The organism is Mesorhizobium sp. WSM4848, assembly GCF_055811375.1.
In genome coordinates, this window is the sequence record NZ_JBVVPX010000010.1 from 129,240 (window position 1) to 145,903 (window position 16,664).

The window sequence follows — 16,664 nt, forward strand, 5'->3', positions numbered from 1 at the left end:
CGGTAATTTTTTTTACACCCGTCATCTCTACTCCATTCCAGTGAAAAAGGTTCTGGTAAGAGAATAGCATCCCTTTTTCGAGCCGACGCCAGTCTTTATATCCAAGGCCGGACATGCGGCTTGCCGGACTTTGGCCGCATCTCGGCCATTGGCGGCAACCAGCTGAGTGAGGTTCGACCCTAATACGTGTGGCACAAAAGTGCGTAGCGGATTTGGGGAGTCGGCGCGCAAAAAGTAGAAGCCTCAAGCGTCATACCTATTCCTTCGCCGCCTCGGCCGCCTTGATGTCTAGCAGGCCATGGCCGAAATCATTGTCCCGCCCCTTGGGGCCGAGGTCCCTTGCCGTGGCGGCCAGTGCTTTCTCGACCCAGTCGGCGGAACGGTCGGGTGCGGCATGCAGCAGATTGGCGATCGCGCCGGTGACGATCGCTGCGGCAAACGAGGTGCCAGTGACGACATCCGAACCGGCGCCGCTCGGCGCCACCATCTCGACGCCGGGAGCGGAGAGGAACACGTAGGCGCCGCGATTGGCCTGCTGCATCAGCCCGTCCTTGGCATCGGTGGCGGTCGCCGCGATGACGCCGTCGAAGGCGGCCGGGTAGCCGTAGGGCGCCTTCGGCCCGTTGTTGCCGGCAGCGGCGACCAGCACGATGCCGAGCGCCCGGGCATTGCGGCAGGCGACGCCGAGCAGGTCGTTCTTCGGGCCGACGAAGCTCATATTGATGATGCGGACATCCTGCTCCGCCGCCCAGTCGAGCGCCGCAAGGATGACGTCCATGGTCGATTTGCCGCCCTCGAAGGCGCGGGCGTGGTAGATCCTGGCGCCTGGCGCCATGCCTTTGAGCGCGCCGACGCCGGCGATCAGGCCGTCGATCGAGGTGCCGTGATCGCGCGCCTCGATCGGCACATCGGGCATGGCGTCGAACTGATCGGCGATGACGCCGGAGAGTGCTGGATTGGTGTCGTCGATGGCGGTGTCGACGACGGCGATGCGCACGTTCTCGCCGCTCGCCTCTTTCACATCGAGCGCGATGCGCTCGAAGGCATAGTTGACGATGGTGGCTGCCTGCTGCAGCGAGTAGATATGGTTGGGCTCGCGCCGCAAAGTGCGGCCGTCGGCGGCAAGCTGCGCCAGCACGACGCCGACCGGGCGGCCATCAGGAATGCCGAAGCGCACCAGCGTGGAGCCGAGCAACTGAGACTGGCGCTGCGAGCGCACTTCGAGGCCAAAGGAGGCGGCGATCTGCTGGACGGCGCCGCCCTCCACCGTCACCAGCACCTCGTCCGGCACGAAATCACCGACGATGGCGCGCGGCGGCTCGGCCGCGACGAGATCGCTGGGCGAAACGATCGGACCGCCCGGCGCGGCGGTCTGTATCGCTGCCGCACCGGCAGGCGGGACCGGCGGCGGCAACGCACCGCTGGCCGGATCGCGGCGCGGATCGGGCGTCGGCAGCGGCGCCTGGCCGCCGACCGGATTGGGGAACAGGTCGACGATCAGCGCGGGTAGGAAGACCGCACCTGTCGCGGCGGGACCTGCGCCGGGCCTTTCGCCGCTGCCATCCTCTGTGTCGCCCCTGACGCAGTCGGCCGCCGCCGTCCCTCGGTTCAGGCAGTCGATTTCTGCCTGGGTGAGGTTCGGATCATTGGTCTGCGCCAAGGCAGGCGTGGCGGCGATTGTCATCGCCGCCCCAAGCAGCGCCGCAAATCGGATGACCGCCCTAGCCGCCATCGACCGGTTTCCTTCCCTCGACCACAGCCTCCGCGAAAGGCTGGGCGGCAATAAGCCCAAGCACTTTTTCATAGTCGGCGGCAGTCGTGGCCGGGATGCCAAGGCGGAAGACACCGTCGGCGGTCGGCCCGCCGGCAATCTTCAGCTGGTGTTCGCCAAGAAAAGCGACAATGTCGGCCATCTTCGCGTCCGGCTTGAACTTCACCAGCGCGAACGGCATTTTCGCCAGATCGCCTTGCTGGCCGGCAATTTCGAAATCGCTGTCCAAGCCGCCGGGCTGCTGAAACGACTGCACGACAACAAGCGCCAGCAGAGCCGCGGCCGCAGCCCAGGCGACGGCGGCGGGAACCGCCGTGAAGCGGCCCCACACCTGTGCCAGCCAGGACGACGACGCCGGCGCGCGCACCGGGCCGGCCTCGGCGTCGAGCGCCCGGGCGAAGCGGCTGAGCGCATCGGCCGGCGGACGGATCGCCTCATTGGATGCAGCGGTGCTGGAGAATTCGGCTTCGGCCTCGCCGAGTGCGGCAAGCGCTGCCGGGTCGGTCGCCAGCCATTCCTCGACGGCTTCGAGCTCCGCACCTTCAAGCGAGCCGTTCAGATAGAACGGCAGCAGCGTTTCCATTTCATCGCGACGCGACATCTTTTCAGCGGCGCTCATGGCCACCCCCTGTCGTAACCGGCGGCCTTGAGGGCCTCGCCGAGTTTCTTGCGGGCGTAGAACATCCTGGTCTTGACGGTGGCGACCGGGATGCCGAGCACCTCGCCGATCTCGGTCACCGACTGTCCGTGGTAATAGGCAAGGTCGATCACCGTTCGGTGTTCTTCCGGCAAGGCATCGACGAAGCGCCGCAAGGCGGCACCCTTGTCTTCCTTCATGGTGACGACTTCCGGCGTATCGGCGCCGTCGGCGATCTGGGCCGCGTCATCGTCGTCGATCCAGTCTTCCTTTTTCTTGCGCAGCGACGACAGCGCCTTGAAGCGGGCGATGCCGAGCAGCCATGTCGAGACTTCCGAGCGCCCCTCGAACCCGGGCGCCTGGCGCCAGAGTTCGAGAAACACCTCGTTGGCGATATCGTCGGCCATCATTTCCGATCCGGTCTGGCGCACCACGAAGCGGTAGACCCGCGCGTGGTGGCGCATGAACAGGAGCCGAACGGCGGCACGGTCGCCCTTCGCGACCCGGCCGACAAGCGCGCGATCGGTTTCCGTCGCTGCCGTCATGGCCGATCGAGCCGCCTGGCTCCTGCCTGCTCTGTCGCTGATCGGCCCAAAAAGGTTCACCGCTTTCCGCCCGGATTTTTGAAAGCTAACCGAAGAGCGGAGAGGTTGCCAGAGTGTACGTTCTCCCGGTTTTTAAGGGTCCTGTCTCAGTCAGGGGCGCCAAGCAAAAGGCGGCCGTCAGGCTCGCAGTGACGGCGGTCACAAGGCGGCTCATGTGCGTCGGGCAAGGTGCAGTCGTTCAGCCTCGGACGGAGCGCCATTGGACGACACCGCCGCGCAGGATTCCCGACAGTTTTGTAACTCACCGGTCCGCTGCCGGGCGACTAAGGTCCCGATCGCAACCACTAACCCAGCTGAAGAAGCGAATGTCATGACCAACTACTGCTTTGCGGCCGCGATTCTCGTGGATCGATCGCCGATGCCGGTGTTCGATGCGCTCAATCGTCCATGCGACTGGTGGGGCGCATGAAGCCTTGCGCGGTCGGAAGGAGCTTTCCATGAGACAGATTAGGCTGAAAGCGCCGGGAGGCTTGGAAAATCTCAAGCTGGTCGAGACGGATTGCCCGGAACCAGGGCCGGGTGAGTTGCTTGTCAGGATACGGGCGTGTTCGTTGAATTTCCACGACAGCATGGTGGCGCTGGGAAAGAAACCGTGCGCCGATGGCCGTATCCCGCTGTCCGATGGCGCTGGAGAAGTGGTTGCGGTCTCAGATGATGTCCAAGAATTCAAGGCCGGAGATGCCGTCGTCAGCACCTATTGGCCCCATTGGCTGGCCGGCGAACCGACGCCAGCCAGTAAGAGTGGCGAATTGGGAGATGATGTTGACGGCTATGCCAGCGAGTATGTGTGCATGCCCTGGCATGCCTTCACAAGGGCACCGGCAGACTTCACGCATATGGAGGCGGCAACGCTTACCTGTGCCGGGGTCACCGCCTGGAGAGCCCTGATGGTGTGCGGCCAGGTGACGCCCGGTGATACGGTGCTGGTCCTTGGCACGGGCAGTGTATCGCTATTCGCGCTGCAATTCGCAAAGATTGCGGGCGCCCGGGTTATCGCCACTTCTTCATCGGAGGAGAAGCTGGAAAGGCTCGAGCAGCTTGGAGCCGACATTGTCGTCAATTACAAGGCAGTGCCGGATTGGGGCCAGAAGGCAAGGGTTTTGACGGACGGACGCGGCGTCGATCATGTGATCGAGGTTGGCGGGCCGGGCACGTTGGCGCAGTCGATAACAGCTTGCAGGATGGGCGGCCACATCGCACTAATCGGTGTCTTGACTGGTTTTGCCGGACAAGTTTCGATCCCGGCCCTGTTTTCCAATCAGATTAGGGTCAGCGGAATCTCGATTGGCAGCAGGGCAGACCAAGAAGACATGATTCGTGCCATAGAGGCCAACCGTTTGAAGCCTGCTATCGACCGCGGTTTTCCGCTGCAGGAGATCGCCAATGCCTTCAAGCACTACGAGTCCCAAAAGCATTTTGGCAAGGTCTGTCTCGAACTTTGACTGCTGTATCTGGCCTCCATTTGGCGTTGCGCATTTCGGCCCCGGCTTCATGTTCTCCGTAAGCAAGCAGGCTAGGCACCCCATTCAGCCGAGAAACGACTTGGCCTTCATGGTGGCCGGCACCGGCACGCCGAGGCGTGCTAGTACCGTCGGCGCAAGCTGCAGCTGGTCGAGCAGCGTATGGGCCTCCGGACCCTTGCCCTGTCCGAAATAATACAGAGCAAAATCCTGCATCTCGTCGTCATGGCCGCCATGATGGCCGCGATCGGTCTGGCCGTGATCGGCGGTGACGATGACCTCGTAGCCGGCTTTCCGCCAGCGCGGCAGGAAGGCTGCGAGCATGCCGTCCATCGCATAGACGGCATGGTCCATCTCATGGCAGTCATGGCCGAAGCGGTGGCCCATCGAGTCCAGCGTGCAGGTGTGCAGGATGCCGTAGTCGATGCCGTGTCGCCTGGTCAGCATGGTCAGCGTCGCGAACAGGTCGACGTCGCTCGGCGTCATCTGGTTGCGGGCATTGTAGCCGGTCATGGTGTGGAACCGGCCATGCGCGATCGATCCGCCCGGCTCGTCGAACTCCATGTCCTCGACCAGATCGAACGGATAGGCGCGGAAGAATTCTGACCAGTAGGAATGGGTGACCGCACCTGTCTTACCGCCGGCCTTGCTGACCTCGGAGAAGATGTCCGGTTGCTCGACGCGGAACCGGTTCTCGTTGGTCAGGATACCATGCACCTGCGGCGGCACGCCGGTGTGGATCGAGGCATAGCAGCAGGCCGAGGTCGACGGCAGCACAGAACGCATCTTCCAGATGCGCGCTTCGCCCGATTGCACCCAGCCTTCGAGATTGCCCATCAGCCGGCGCCAGTTGCGATAAGGCACGCCGTCGAGGATGATCAGCAGAAGTTTTGTCTTCAGCGCCACCGGGGTGTCTAATTCCCCGCGCTGGCCATGCGCCGTCCCTTGATCGCCTTTTCCAGCCAGCCGATCTCCATTTCGGGGACTGAGGACAAGAGAAGGTCGGTATAGGCGTCGAACGGCGGCGCCAGCACCTGGCTTTTCGCGCCGTAGCGCACCACCTCGCCGCGATACATCACCGCGATCGAATCGGCGATCGACTTCACCGTGGCGAGGTCATGGGTGATGAACAGATAGGCGACGTTCTCCTCCTTCTGCAGCTCGAGCAGCAGCTTCAGGATGCCGTTGGCGACCAGCGGGTCGAGCGCCGAGGTCACCTCGTCGCAGATGATCAGCTTCGGCTTGGCGGCAAGCGAACGGGCGATGCAGACGCGCTGCTTCTGGCCACCGGAAAGCTCGGCCGGGTAGCGGTCGATGAAACCCTTGCCCATTTCGATCTTGTCGAGCAGCTCGGCGACGCGCTTGTCGCGCTCGCGGCCGCGCAGACCAAAATAGAATTCGAGCGGCCGGCCGATGATGGTGCCGACGGTCTGGCGCGGGTTCATCGCCACGTCGGCCATCTGGTAGATCATCTGCAACTGGCGCAGATCCTCTTTCGGCCGATCGGCGAGCCGGTTGGCGAGCGGCCGCCCGTCGAAGGTGACGGTGCCTTGTTCGGGCGGCAACAGGCCGGTGATGGCGCGCGCCAGCGTCGACTTGCCCGAGCCGGACTCGCCGACCACCGCCAGCGTTTGGCCCGGATAGATGTCAACCGAGACGTTCTTCAGCACCTTGATATGGCTGCGGCCATAGGCGGCGGTGATATTCTTGACCGACAGGAACGGCGTCGTGCCGGGCTTTTGCTCCTGGTGCTCGATCTCATGCACCGACACCAGCGCATTGGTGTATTCCTGACGCGGCTCCTTGATGATCTGGCGGGTGCCGCCCCATTCTACGAGCCGGCCGTGGCGCAGCACCATGATCTCGTCCGAGACCTGAGCGACGACGGCAAGGTCGTGAGTGATGTACAGCGCCGCGACATGCGTGTCGCGGATGGCGTCCTTGATCGCCGCCAGCACGTCGATCTGCGTCGTCACGTCGAGCGCCGTGGTCGGCTCGTCGAAGACGATCAGGTCGGGCTCGGAGCACAGCGCCATCGCTGTCATCACGCGCTGCAGCTGGCCGCCGGACACCTGGTGCGGAAAGCGCTCGCCGATGCTTTCGGGATTCGGCAGGCTGAGCTTCTTGAACAGCGCGACGGCGCGTTTTTCGGCCGCGGCCCGTGTCGCCGTGCCGTGCAGCAGCGTCGCCTCGACCACCTGATCCATCAGCCTGTGCGCCGGGTTGAAGGCCGCCGCCGCCGATTGCGCGACATAGCAGACCTCGCGGCCGCGCAATTTGCGAAAACCTTCCTTGCCGCCCTTGAGGATGTCGCGGCCGTTGAGGATGACTTCGCCGCCGGTGATGCGCACGCCGCCGCGGCCATAGCCCATCGATGCCAGGCCGATGGTCGACTTGCCGGCGCCGGACTCGCCGATCAGGCCGAGCACCTTGCCCTTCTCGAGTGTCAGCGAGACGTCGTGGACCAGCACGATGTTCTTCGGCGCTTCGCCCGGCGGGAACACGGTGGCCTCGATGCGCAGATTGCGGATATCGAGCAGCACGGACTTTGCTCGCTGGTCAGCCATTACCCGCGCCCTCCCTTCAGGCTCGTCGTGCGGTTGAGCACCCAGTCGGCGACAAGGTTGACGGAAATCGCCAGCATCGCGATCGCCGCCGCAGGGATGAGCGCCGCCGCGATGCCGAAGACGATGCCGTCCTTGTTTTCCTTGACCATGCCGCCCCAGTCGGCGCTAGGCGGCTGCACGCCGAGGCCGAGGAAGGACAGCGTCGACAGGAACAGTACGGCATAGATGAAGCGCAAGCCGAGTTCCGAAACCAGCGGCGACAACGCATTGGGCAGGATCTCGCGGAAGATGATCCACACGCTGCCTTCGCCGCGCAGCTTGGCCGCCTCGACGAAATCCATGACGTTGATGTCGACGGCGACCGCCCGCGACAGGCGGTAGACGCGGGTCGAGTCGAGAATGCCCATGACCAGGATCAGCGTCACCAGATTGGTCGGCAGCACCGAGAGCACGACGAGGCCCATGATCAGCGTCGGGATCGACATCAGGAGATCGACGAGGCGCGACATAAGCGTGTCGAACCAGCCGCCGAAAACCGCCGCCGAGAAGCCGAGGATGGCGCCGAGCGAGAAGGACAGCGCGGTGGCCAGCACCGCGATGAGCAGCGTGACGCGGGCGCCGTAGATCATGCGCGAAAGGAGGTCGCGGCCGAGATTGTCGGTGCCCAGCCAATGTGTCGCCGACATCGGTCCCCAGACATCGCCGACGATCTCGCCATTGCCATACGGAGCGATCCACGGCGCGAAGATCGCCGCAAGCACGAACAGCGCAGTCAGCACCAGGCCGATCAGCGCGGGGACCGGGATGCGTTTTATGTCGAGCATACCCGCTCCCCCTTATTTCGGGTGTCTGAGACGCGGATTGGCGACGATCGCCGCTATGTCCGCAATGATGTTGAGGCTGATATAAACGGCGGCGAAGATCAGGCCGACCGCCTGCACCACCGGCACGTCGCGCTTGGTGACATGGTCGACGAGATATTGGCCCATGCCCGGGTAGACGAAGATCACTTCGACCACGACGACGCCGACGATGAGATAAGCGAGGTTGAGCATGACGACGTTGATGATCGGTGCAATCGCATTGGGAAAGGCATGCCTGCGAATGACGGCGAATGCCGAAAGCCCCTTGAGCTCGGCGGTTTCCACATAAGCCGACTGCATCACGTTGAGGATCGCGGCGCGCGTCATGCGCATCATGTGGGCGAGCACCACCAGCGTCAGTGCTGCCGCCGGCAGCATGATCGCCTGCATGCGTTCGCCAAAAGGCATTCCGTCATAGACCGTCGAGATGCCGGGGAAGATCTGGTATTTCACCGCAAAGAAATAGACGAGCACGTAGCCGATAAAAAATTCGGGAAACGACGTCGAGGCGAGCGCCAGTCCGGAGATCAGTTTGTCGACCCAGCCATTGCGGTAGCGCACTGCAATCAGGCCGAGGATGATCGCCAGCGGCACCGCCACGACCGCCGCCCAGAAGGCGAGGAACAGCGTGTTCCATAGCCGTCCCTTGATCGACGTTGCAATATCCTGTCCGCTCGACATGGCGGTGCCGAGATCGCCGGTCACGACGCCGCCGAGCCAACGGAAATAGCGGACAAAGGCCGGATCGTTGAGGCCGAGCTGCTCGCGCAGATTGGCAAGCGACTCCGGTGTCGCCGACTGCCCGAGGATGGCTTGCGCGACGTCGCCGGGCAGGATCTGGGTGCCGGCGAAGATCAGGACCGATACGGCCAGCAGCAGGAGGATGCCCAGCGCAATGCGCTGGGTCACCAGTTTCAAGATGGGGGACGACATCTCCGCAAGGCCGGGCTCAAGCTTCGAGCCAGCACTTTGCCGGAGCGTAATAGTTCATCAACTCCTGATGCGGGTCGTCGACCCAGCCGGCGACCTTGGGTCCTGTCGCGTCGATGAACTGGTTGAACATGGGCAGGATCAAGCCGCCTTCGTCGCGAACGATCATCGCCATGTCGCGGTACATCGCCTTGCGCTTGGCCTCGTCAAGCTCGGCGCGCGCGGCAAGCACCATCTTGTCGAAGTCCGGGCGCAGGAAGCGGGTGTCGTTCCAGTCCGCAGACGAGATATAGGCGGTGGAATACATCTGGTCCTGGGTCGAGCGTCCGCCCCAATAAGATGTCGAGAAGGGCTGCTTGTTCCAGACTTCGTTCCAGTAGCCGTCGCCGGGCTCGCGCTTGACCTCGATGATGATGCCGGCCTTGGCGCAGCTCTGCTGATAGAGCTGGGCGGCGTCGACCGCACCCGGGAAGGCGACGTCCGAGGTCCTCAGCAGAACGGTACCGTCGTGACCCGACTTCTTGTAGTGAAAGTTGGCCTTGTCGGGATCGAATTTGCGTTGCTCGATGTCGTCGGAGAACAATGGATAGGAGTTGTTGATCGGAAAATCGTTGCCGAGCGAGCCGTAGCCTCTCAAGATTTTGTCGAGCATTTCCTCGCGGTCCATCGCCAGCTTCAGCGCCATGCGCAGATCGTTGTTGTCGAACGGCGCCGTGTTGCAATGCATGATGAAGACGTAGTGGCCGGGTCCCGAATGGTTGCGGATGGTGACGCCCGGCAGACGCTTGATCAGGTCGACGATCTTGGGCTCGACGCGGTTGATCATGTGGACCTGGCCGCCCTGCAGGGCGGCCGTGCGCGCCGTGGAATCGTTGATGACGATGATCTCGATCTGGTCGGCATGGCCCATCTTGTCGCCCTGCCAGTAGTTGGCGAAGCGCTCACCGCCATGGCGCACGCCCGGCTCGTTGGTGGTGATCTTGTAAGGCCCGGCGCCGATGCCGGCATCGGGCTTGTCCTTGCCGCCATTGGGCTGGACGATCAAATGGTAGTCGCTGAGCAGATAGGGAAGGTCGGCATTGGCTTCCTTCAAGGTCAGCACGACTTCCTTGCCGCTGGCGTTGATGCTCTCGATGCCCTTCATGTAGCCGAGCGCGCCCGACTTCGACTTCTCGTCGGAATGACGCTCGAGCGTGGCGGCCACGTCCTCGGCGGTCACTGTCTTGCCATTGTGGAACTCGATGCCGTCTCGGATCTTCAGCGTCCAGGTCTTGGCGTCGTCCGACGCACCGATCTCCTCGGCGATGCGGTATTCGATGCCGCCGTCAGGCGCCAGTTCGACGATCACTTCACCCCACATCTTGCCGAAGGCGGTCGGCGGCTGGGTCATGAACAGGGCCGGATCGAGACTGTTGGTGGACTCGCCGCCGACCAGGCCGGCCTTCAGCGTGCCACCCTTGACCGGACCCGCGGCGCGCGCCGCACTTGAAAGCAGTGAGTTGGCGAAGGTTGCGGTGATGCCGAGCGCTGCCGCCCGGCCGAGAAAATCACGACGGCTCAGTTTGCCGGATGCGACGCGCCGGCTTAGAAATTCCAGTTCGTTCGACATGTTGAGTTCCTCACTCTGTTGGTTCGACCTTGTGGCCGTTTTTTATGGTTTCTTCTGAGGAGAATAATGACCGCAACGGAAAGCTGTAAGCAAGGCCGAATGCGACATGCCGTGGCGTAAATCGTACGTCGCAATTGGACCAATCTCGATAAGCGCTCAAAGCAGCGCGCGCGGGATTTTCTCTTCGAAATTGCGCTCGAAAACCAGGATTTCGCCTTCATAGCCTTCGATTCTGGCGCTAACCATGAAGCTTTGCGCGTCGGACCGCATTTCGGCTGATGTTTCGGTGCGCACCGACCATCCATTTCGCGACAGCGTTTGGGTCCAATGCGTCTTGCCCGACGCCGACAACGGATCGTCGGGGTGGATCGTCCATGTCTCTCGCGCGATGCTGCCATTGGCGAGGCCATGCTCCAGATCGCGCACCTCGCCGAAATCGTCGACGATGGAGAGCGTAACAATTCCGGTCTTCTCGTCGCGATCGACATGACGCTCGGAATTGGCGGCGCGAATCGTTTCCGTTGACCAGGGTGCGGCTGCCTCCGGCGTGGGGAACGCGACTTCGTCGTCTTGCGCCAGCGGCCGCAGCGGCAGCTTCAGCCTTGCCGCCGACAGATCGAGCCGGACCGGTTCCGGCGATGGCCAAATCATCGGCCAGTAGGCGTTCGAAACGGCAATACGCAGACGGTGGCCTGAAGGTACGCGATAGGCACATTGGTCGAGCACGACCCGGGCTCTGACGGTTTTGCCCGGCACCAGCGCTTGCGGGAGTTCGTGCGAGTTGCGGTGCGTCAGGTTGAGCACGCCGTAGGAGATCAGCTCGGACGCTCCGTCGGGGTGCACATCGCACAGCCGGATGGCGATGTTCGCCTGGCGCCGGTCCGACGAGACCCGGACCGACACCTCCGGCGCACCGACAATGTCGATCGCCTCGGTCAGCACCGGCTGGTCGAAACACACCGACAGCGCATCGTCGGGGCGCTGGTCGCCGGGCAATTCCGGGCCGAAGGTGAAGGGAAAATATTCGCCACCGGCAAGGCCGCAGCTTTGCGGCGAAGCGACGATGGCCGGCTTGCTGCCTTCTGCAATCAGTTCGACCTCCTGTGTTTTGATATCAGGCGACGGCCACACCGGTTCGGCGACCCAGCGGCCCGGCCGTTCGGGATGACAGCGTGCGGGACGGACGCTGTCCATGACATAGGCGCGATAGGCCGGGTCGGCCTCGACGCCGGTGTCGATGTCTTTCAGCCAGCGGTCCCACCAGCGCAACGCCTCCTGCAGGAAGCCGATGCGCGGTTCGGGTGCCGCATAGTGCGGGTATTTATGGATCCACGGGCCGACAATCCCTTTGACCGGCGCCTCGATATTGGCGGCAAGATGGGAAATGGTGTTGCGATAGCCGTCATGCCAGCCGCCGATCGACAGCACGGCGGCTTGGATGGCCGAATAGTCCTCGCAAATCGAGCCGCGCTTCCAATAGGCGTCGCGGTGCTGATGCTTTAGCCACAACGGCGCCAGGAAGGGCTGGTTCGCCAGCCGGGTCAGCCACAGGTCGCGCCAGCGATTGTCGCCGGCGAGCAGCGGGTCCGGCGGCCGCGACGAATAGGACAGCATGGTCGAGGCCCAGCCGAAATTCTCGATCAGCAGGCAGCCGCCCTTGTAGTGGATGTCGTCGGCATAGCGGTCGACGGTCGAGCACAGGCTGATCACCGCCTTTAGCGCCGGCGGCCGCTTGGCTGCCGTCTGCAGGCAGTTGAACCCGCCCCACGAGATGCCCATCATGCCGACACTTCCGTTGCACCAGGGCTGGGCCGCTGCCCAGGCGATTACGTCGCAGGCGTCCTGCAATTCCTGCTCGGAATATTCGTCGTCCATCAGCCCTTCGGAATCGCCATTGCCGCGCATGTCGACGCGGATCGAGGCGTAGCCGTGACCGGCGAAATAGGGATGCGTCAGCTGGTCCCGATAGATCGTGCCGTCGCGCTTGCGGTAGGGCAGATGCTCGAGGATCGCCGGCACCGGATCGTCGACGGCATCGGCCGGCATCCATACCCGCGCCGACAGCCGGCAGCCATCCGGCATGACGATCCCCACGTCCGGAAATTCGACGACCTTTCGGGGAAATTCAGTGACGGTTTTCATGCGGCCACATGATGGAGCCGCTGCCGATGCGTCATGGGCCAGCCAAAGAAATCGGCTGGTCAATCCGCGTCAACTCAGCGGAATGTCGTTGTCGGCCTTGCTCACCTGATAGGCGCTGGACAATTCATCATAGTGTGCGGAGATTTTGCCGATCCGCGTTTCCAATCGCCGGCGCTCGGCCTCAGGCAGCGATCGCACCATTCTGCGGATCGAAAAGCTTTTCCAGTAGGCGTTCTCGGCGTTGTAGCCGCCGGGGTCGAGGGTGAAGATCTCTTTCAGAATCTTCAGATCGTGCGGGATGGCGAAGCTGTCGCGCGAATCCTCGTGCGAAAAAAGATAGTAGAAATTGTCGAAGCCGGTCCAGGTGATAGCCGACAGGCAGAGCGAGCAGGGTTCATGCGTGGCGAGAAAAATCGCGTCCTTGGTGTCGACGCGCTCTGCCTTCGGCATTTCGTAGAACCGCTTCAGGCAGTGCACTTCGCCATGCCAGAGCGGGTTCTCCGTCTCATTGTTGGTCTCTGCGAGCACCAGCGAGTGGTCTTCCTTCCGCAGGATCGCTGCGCCGAACAGCTTGTTGCCGTGGTCGACGCCTTCGGCCGTCTTCGGCACGATGTCATGCTCGATCACGTCGAGCAGGCGGTCGATCAGCGAGACGTTGGCCATCATGCGGTCCCGTCGGGGAGATGGATCTCGTAAGCGTGCGAGAAATGGCACTCTTCGAAGTTGGCGCCGTCGCCGCCTCGGTCGACGACGAGGAAATCCTGGGCCTCGCCGATCGGCGTCAGCACGCCGTGCCAGCGATTGCGCGGATAGTTGACGCCCTGCCCGGGCGCCGTGAGGAAGGCGTGCGGCTCGCCCGGACCTGTGTCGCCATCATGGCAGACGATGACCAGGAACGGCCGTGGCGACAGCGGAATGAAAGCCTGGCTGCCGAACGGGTGACGCTCGACCATGGTCAGCTTCAGCGGAAAATCATAGGGCGTGCCACGCACCATGGAGATCAGCACGCGCCCATTCGGCCCCTGCGCTTGCGCCGTGGCGAGGTCATGGTAGCGCTCGGCCTTGCCGCCATTGATCGGGTAGTGATTGTCGCCGCCCATATCGATGACGTCACCGAACGCGGCAAAATTTTCGCGGGTCAGCGGCCGCGCCACGATGCGGGTCATGACGCGCGCCTCCCGACGCCGGCGCCACCAAGCTTGGCGTGCCGGTTGACGTCCTTGTAGAGCAGATAGCGGAATTTTCCGGGGCCGCCGGCATAGCAGGCCTGCGGACAGAAGGCGCGCAGCCACATATAGTCGCCGGCCTCGACCTCGACCCAGTCCTGGTTGAGGCGGTAGACCGCCTTGCCCTCCAGCACGTAGAGACCGTGCTCCATGACATGCGTCTCGGCGAAGGGGATGACCGCACCCGGCTCAAGCGTGACGATGGTGACGTGCATGTCGTGGCGCATGTCTTCAGGGTCGACGAAGCGCGTCGTCGCCCAACGGCCCTCGGTGCCGGGCATCGGCGCCGGCGCAATGTCCTGTTCGTTGGCAAAGAAGACTTGCGGGGCATCAATGCCTTCGACGGCGTCGTAAGCCTTGCGGATCCAGTGGAAGCGGACAGCAGCGCCGCTCTCGTTGCGAACGCTCCATCCGCTGGCTGGCGGCAGGAAAGCAAAGCCGCCCGGCTGCAAGTCATGCTTCTCGCCAGCCAGCAAAACGCTCAACTCGCCCTCGACCACGAACAAGGCGCCCTCGGCGCCGGCATCCGGTTCCGGCCGGTCGCTGCCGCCGCCGGGCGCGACCTCGACGATGTATTGCGAAAACGTCTCAGCAAACCCGGACAGCGGGCGCGACAGCACCCAGACGCGGGTCTTGTCCCAGAACGGCAGGGCGCTGGTGACGATGTCCTGCATCACCCCCTTTGGAATGACGGCATAGGCCTCGGTGAAGACAGCGCGGCCGGTCAGCAGCTCGCTCTGGCCGGGGTGGCCGCCCTGCGGCGCGTAATAGGTTCGGTCGGCCATTTTCATCGTATCCATCAGTTCAAAGCCTGTTTTTGAAGCCAAAGCGTATTGTGGAGCCAGGGCCTATTGTGGAAACCAGGCCTATTGTGGGAGCATGTCCTTGAGGCGGAGCAGCGCGATGCGCTCGACCTGTTTGCAGGCGGTTTCAAATTCAACGGCGCGGCTGTTGCCGATGCGCGCTTCGAACTCCGCCACGATTTCTTCCTTGGTCTTGCCTTTCACTGCGATGATGAAGGGGAAGTCGAAACTGGCGACGTAGGCGGCATTGAGCTTGGAGAACAGCTCGCGCTCCGTGGCGGTCAGCGCGTCGAGCCCGGCGGAAGCCTGTTCCCTGGCCGATTCCGGCGTCAGCCGCTTGGCTTGCGCCAGTTTGCCGGCAAGGTCGGGATGGGCATTGAGCACGGAAAGCCGCTCGGTCTCACTGGCGCCGCGAAAGACGCGACATAGCGCGTTATGCAGCCCGCCGGCACTGTCATGCGCCGGGCCGAGCTCCAGCTCGTAGGCGCGCTCGGCGACCCACGGCGAATGCTCGAATACACCGCCGAATGCCTGGACGAAAGCCTCGAATTCCATCTTCGACGGGCGCAGCGCCTGCGGCCGGAACGGATGGTTCTCTTGCCAGTGCCTTGCGATGTCGATGCGTCGCGCCAGCCAGACCCTGTCGTGCGATTTGACGTAGTCGACGAAGCGTTTCAGCGCAGCGACCCGGCCCGGTCGGCCGACGAGGCGGCAATGCAGGCCGATGTTCATCATGCGCGGCCGTCCCGCCTTGCCCTCGGCATAGAGCGTGTCGAAACTATCCCTGAGATAGGCGAAGAACTGGTCGCCCGAGTTGAAGCCCTGCGGCGTGGCGAAACGCATGTCGTTGGCGTCGAGCGTATAGGGGATGATGAGCTGCGGCTTTGCCGACCCGCCCGGCCCACCATGCTCGAACCAGTAAGGCAGCTCGTCGTCATAGGTGTCCGACACATAGTCGAAGCCGCCCTGTTCCGCCGCAAGCCGCACGGTGTTGATCGACGTGCGGCCGGTGTACCAGCCGGTTGGCCGCGCCCCGGTCACCTCGTAGTGCAGCCGGATTGCCTCTTCCATGTCGCGGCGCTCGTCCTCCGGCGCATGGTCGCGGTAGTCGATCCATTTCAGCCCGTGCGAGGCGATCTCCCAGCCGGCCTCCTGCATCGCCACGACCTGGGCGGGCGAACGCGCCAGTGCTGTGGCGACGCCGTAGCAGGTGACCGGCACCTCAGCCTCAGTGAACAGGCGCAGCAATCGCCAGAAACCGGCGCGGGCGCCATATTCGTAGATCGATTCCATGTTCCAATGGCGCTGCCCGGGCCAGGGTGCAGCGCCGACGATCTCGGAGAGGAAGGCTTCCGAAGCCTTGTCGCCATGCAGGACGCAGTTCTCGCCGCCTTCCTCGTAGTTGACGACGAACTGCACCGCTACATGCGCCCCGCCAGGCCATTTCGGATCCGGCGGATTGGCGCCGTAGCCGCGCATGTCTCGTTCGTAACGCATTGTCGCTCCTGCCGGATAGTGTGATCAGGATAGTCGAAAGGGCCGCTTGGGCATTCCCCCGAAAATTTTTGAAAGTGTTTTTGCAGCACTTCACTCGACCGGGACTTATGCATCGCCTTTAATTGGCGCACAATTCGTCAAGCTCGTTTTGAGTGTACCGGAATGGGAGCAGCCAGTGGCGGAAACGTCGAAAGCCGAAGGCGGACGTCTGACGACCCATGTTCTCGACACCGCGACCGGCCGGCCGGCGGCCGGCCTGTCGATCGAGCTTTACCGCATCAACGACGACATGCGGACGCATCTGAAGACAGCGGTCACCAATGCCGACGGCCGCTGTGACGCGCCGCTGCTTGCCGATGCGGAGTTCCGCACCGGCGAATACGAGCTGGTCTTCGCGGCCGGCGACTATCTGCGCCGGCAGGGGTTGAGACTGCCGGAACCGGCCTTCCTCGACAGCGTGCCGATCCGCTTCGGCATGGCCGAGCCGGTGCACTATCATGTGCCGCTGCTTATATCGCCCTACGGCTATTCGACCTATCGGGGGAGCTGAGATA

General features: G+C 63.3%; 16 protein-coding genes. 3 read left to right on the forward strand and 13 right to left on the reverse strand.

Going from position 1 to position 16,664, the window contains the following annotated elements:
* Positions 1-256: 256 nt before the first annotated feature.
* The 3 genes from AC0L16_RS12430 to AC0L16_RS12440 are packed head-to-tail and all read right to left on the reverse strand — an operon-like array spanning position 257 to position 2,953.
* A complete protein-coding gene (locus tag AC0L16_RS12430; RefSeq protein WP_473621033.1) occupies positions 257-1,732 on the reverse strand; it encodes a S8 family serine peptidase in 1,476 nt (491 codons plus the stop codon).
* Positions 1,722-2,390, reverse strand: a complete 669-nt coding sequence (locus tag AC0L16_RS12435; protein WP_473621034.1) for an anti-sigma factor — start codon at positions 2,388-2,390, stop codon at positions 1,722-1,724. Before AC0L16_RS12435 ends, AC0L16_RS12430 begins: the two co-directional genes overlap by 11 nt.
* Positions 2,387-2,953, reverse strand: coding sequence for a sigma-70 family RNA polymerase sigma factor (locus tag AC0L16_RS12440; protein WP_095493938.1), 567 nt, complete (start codon positions 2,951-2,953; stop codon positions 2,387-2,389). Before AC0L16_RS12440 ends, AC0L16_RS12435 begins: the two co-directional genes overlap by 4 nt.
* Before the next feature lie 259 nt (positions 2,954-3,212).
* Here AC0L16_RS12440 and AC0L16_RS12445 point away from each other — a divergent pair, with 259 nt between their 5' ends.
* Both AC0L16_RS12445 and AC0L16_RS12450 read left to right on the forward strand, forming a co-directional pair.
* Positions 3,213-3,422, forward strand: a complete 210-nt coding sequence (locus tag AC0L16_RS12445; RefSeq protein ID WP_473621035.1) for a hypothetical protein — start codon at positions 3,213-3,215, stop codon at positions 3,420-3,422.
* A 28-nt stretch (positions 3,423-3,450) separates the two neighbouring features.
* The gene (locus AC0L16_RS12450; protein ID WP_473621036.1) at positions 3,451-4,455 is read left to right on the forward strand and encodes a zinc-dependent alcohol dehydrogenase family protein; all 1,005 of its coding nucleotides are present in this window, start codon (positions 3,451-3,453) and stop codon (positions 4,453-4,455) included.
* Positions 4,456-4,539: 84 nt separating this feature from the next.
* Here the strand turns inward: AC0L16_RS12450 and AC0L16_RS12455 are convergent, their stop codons facing one another.
* The 10 genes from AC0L16_RS12455 to puuE form a co-directional block, all read right to left on the reverse strand.
* The gene (locus tag AC0L16_RS12455) at positions 4,540-5,379 is read right to left on the reverse strand and encodes an alkaline phosphatase family protein (RefSeq protein WP_473621038.1); all 840 of its coding nucleotides are present in this window, start codon (positions 5,377-5,379) and stop codon (positions 4,540-4,542) included.
* Positions 5,380-5,387: 8 nt separating this feature from the next.
* On the reverse strand, positions 5,388-7,040 hold the full coding sequence (locus AC0L16_RS12460; RefSeq protein WP_473621040.1) for an ABC transporter ATP-binding protein: 1,653 nt from the start codon (positions 7,038-7,040) through the stop codon (positions 5,388-5,390).
* Positions 7,040-7,864, reverse strand: coding sequence for an ABC transporter permease (locus tag AC0L16_RS12465; RefSeq protein ID WP_473621041.1), 825 nt, complete (start codon positions 7,862-7,864; stop codon positions 7,040-7,042). Before AC0L16_RS12465 ends, AC0L16_RS12460 begins: the two co-directional genes overlap by 1 nt.
* 12 nt (positions 7,865-7,876) lie before the next feature.
* The gene (locus tag AC0L16_RS12470) at positions 7,877-8,836 is read right to left on the reverse strand and encodes an ABC transporter permease (RefSeq protein ID WP_473621042.1); all 960 of its coding nucleotides are present in this window, start codon (positions 8,834-8,836) and stop codon (positions 7,877-7,879) included.
* Positions 8,837-8,852: 16 nt separating this feature from the next.
* On the reverse strand, positions 8,853-10,442 hold the full coding sequence (locus AC0L16_RS12475; protein ID WP_473621044.1) for an ABC transporter substrate-binding protein: 1,590 nt from the start codon (positions 10,440-10,442) through the stop codon (positions 8,853-8,855).
* A gap of 156 nt (positions 10,443-10,598) precedes the next feature.
* The gene (locus AC0L16_RS12480) at positions 10,599-12,584 is read right to left on the reverse strand and encodes a CocE/NonD family hydrolase (RefSeq protein ID WP_473621045.1); all 1,986 of its coding nucleotides are present in this window, start codon (positions 12,582-12,584) and stop codon (positions 10,599-10,601) included.
* Between the two features lie 69 nt (positions 12,585-12,653).
* Positions 12,654-13,247, reverse strand: coding sequence for a nucleoside deaminase (locus AC0L16_RS12485; protein WP_473621047.1), 594 nt, complete (start codon positions 13,245-13,247; stop codon positions 12,654-12,656).
* Positions 13,247-13,750 (reverse strand): ureidoglycolate lyase, encoded by a 504-nt coding sequence (locus tag AC0L16_RS12490; protein WP_473621048.1) that lies wholly within the window; start codon positions 13,748-13,750, stop codon positions 13,247-13,249. Before AC0L16_RS12490 ends, AC0L16_RS12485 begins: the two co-directional genes overlap by 1 nt.
* The gene (locus AC0L16_RS12495) at positions 13,747-14,610 is read right to left on the reverse strand and encodes a bifunctional allantoicase/(S)-ureidoglycine aminohydrolase (RefSeq protein WP_473621049.1); all 864 of its coding nucleotides are present in this window, start codon (positions 14,608-14,610) and stop codon (positions 13,747-13,749) included. The genes AC0L16_RS12490 and AC0L16_RS12495 overlap by 4 nt, the downstream gene beginning before the upstream one ends.
* A 66-nt stretch (positions 14,611-14,676) precedes the next feature.
* Positions 14,677-16,110 (reverse strand): allantoinase PuuE, encoded by a 1,434-nt coding sequence (gene puuE, locus AC0L16_RS12500; protein WP_473621051.1) that lies wholly within the window; start codon positions 16,108-16,110, stop codon positions 14,677-14,679.
* Positions 16,111-16,285: 175 nt separating this feature from the next.
* On the opposite strand from puuE, the gene uraH reads away from it, so the two are divergent.
* Positions 16,286-16,660: a hydroxyisourate hydrolase gene (gene uraH, locus AC0L16_RS12505; protein WP_095493926.1), complete on the forward strand. Its 375-nt coding sequence runs from the start codon at positions 16,286-16,288 to the stop codon at positions 16,658-16,660.
* Positions 16,661-16,664: the final 4 nt, after the last annotated feature.

Coding starts and splice junctions, on each gene's coding strand:
- puuE (WP_473621051.1), bottom strand. CDS start 16,110: ATGCGTTACGAACGAGACATGCGCGGCTACGGCGCCAATCCGCCGGAT.
- AC0L16_RS12430 (WP_473621033.1), bottom strand. CDS start 1,732: ATGGCGGCTAGGGCGGTCATCCGATTTGCGGCGCTGCTTGGGGCGGCG.
- AC0L16_RS12440 (WP_095493938.1), bottom strand. CDS start 2,953: ATGACGGCAGCGACGGAAACCGATCGCGCGCTTGTCGGCCGGGTCGCG.
- AC0L16_RS12475 (WP_473621044.1), bottom strand. CDS start 10,442: ATGTCGAACGAACTGGAATTTCTAAGCCGGCGCGTCGCATCCGGCAAA.
- AC0L16_RS12435 (WP_473621034.1), bottom strand. CDS start 2,390: ATGAGCGCCGCTGAAAAGATGTCGCGTCGCGATGAAATGGAAACGCTG.
- AC0L16_RS12485 (WP_473621047.1), bottom strand. CDS start 13,247: ATGGCCAACGTCTCGCTGATCGACCGCCTGCTCGACGTGATCGAGCAT.
- AC0L16_RS12490 (WP_473621048.1), bottom strand. CDS start 13,750: ATGACCCGCATCGTGGCGCGGCCGCTGACCCGCGAAAATTTTGCCGCG.
- AC0L16_RS12495 (WP_473621049.1), bottom strand. CDS start 14,610: ATGGATACGATGAAAATGGCCGACCGAACCTATTACGCGCCGCAGGGC.
- AC0L16_RS12460 (WP_473621040.1), bottom strand. CDS start 7,040: ATGGCTGACCAGCGAGCAAAGTCCGTGCTGCTCGATATCCGCAATCTG.
- AC0L16_RS12470 (WP_473621042.1), bottom strand. CDS start 8,836: ATGTCGTCCCCCATCTTGAAACTGGTGACCCAGCGCATTGCGCTGGGC.
- AC0L16_RS12465 (WP_473621041.1), bottom strand. CDS start 7,864: ATGCTCGACATAAAACGCATCCCGGTCCCCGCGCTGATCGGCCTGGTG.
- AC0L16_RS12480 (WP_473621045.1), bottom strand. CDS start 12,584: ATGAAAACCGTCACTGAATTTCCCCGAAAGGTCGTCGAATTTCCGGAC.
- AC0L16_RS12450 (WP_473621036.1), top strand. CDS start 3,451: ATGAGACAGATTAGGCTGAAAGCGCCGGGAGGCTTGGAAAATCTCAAG.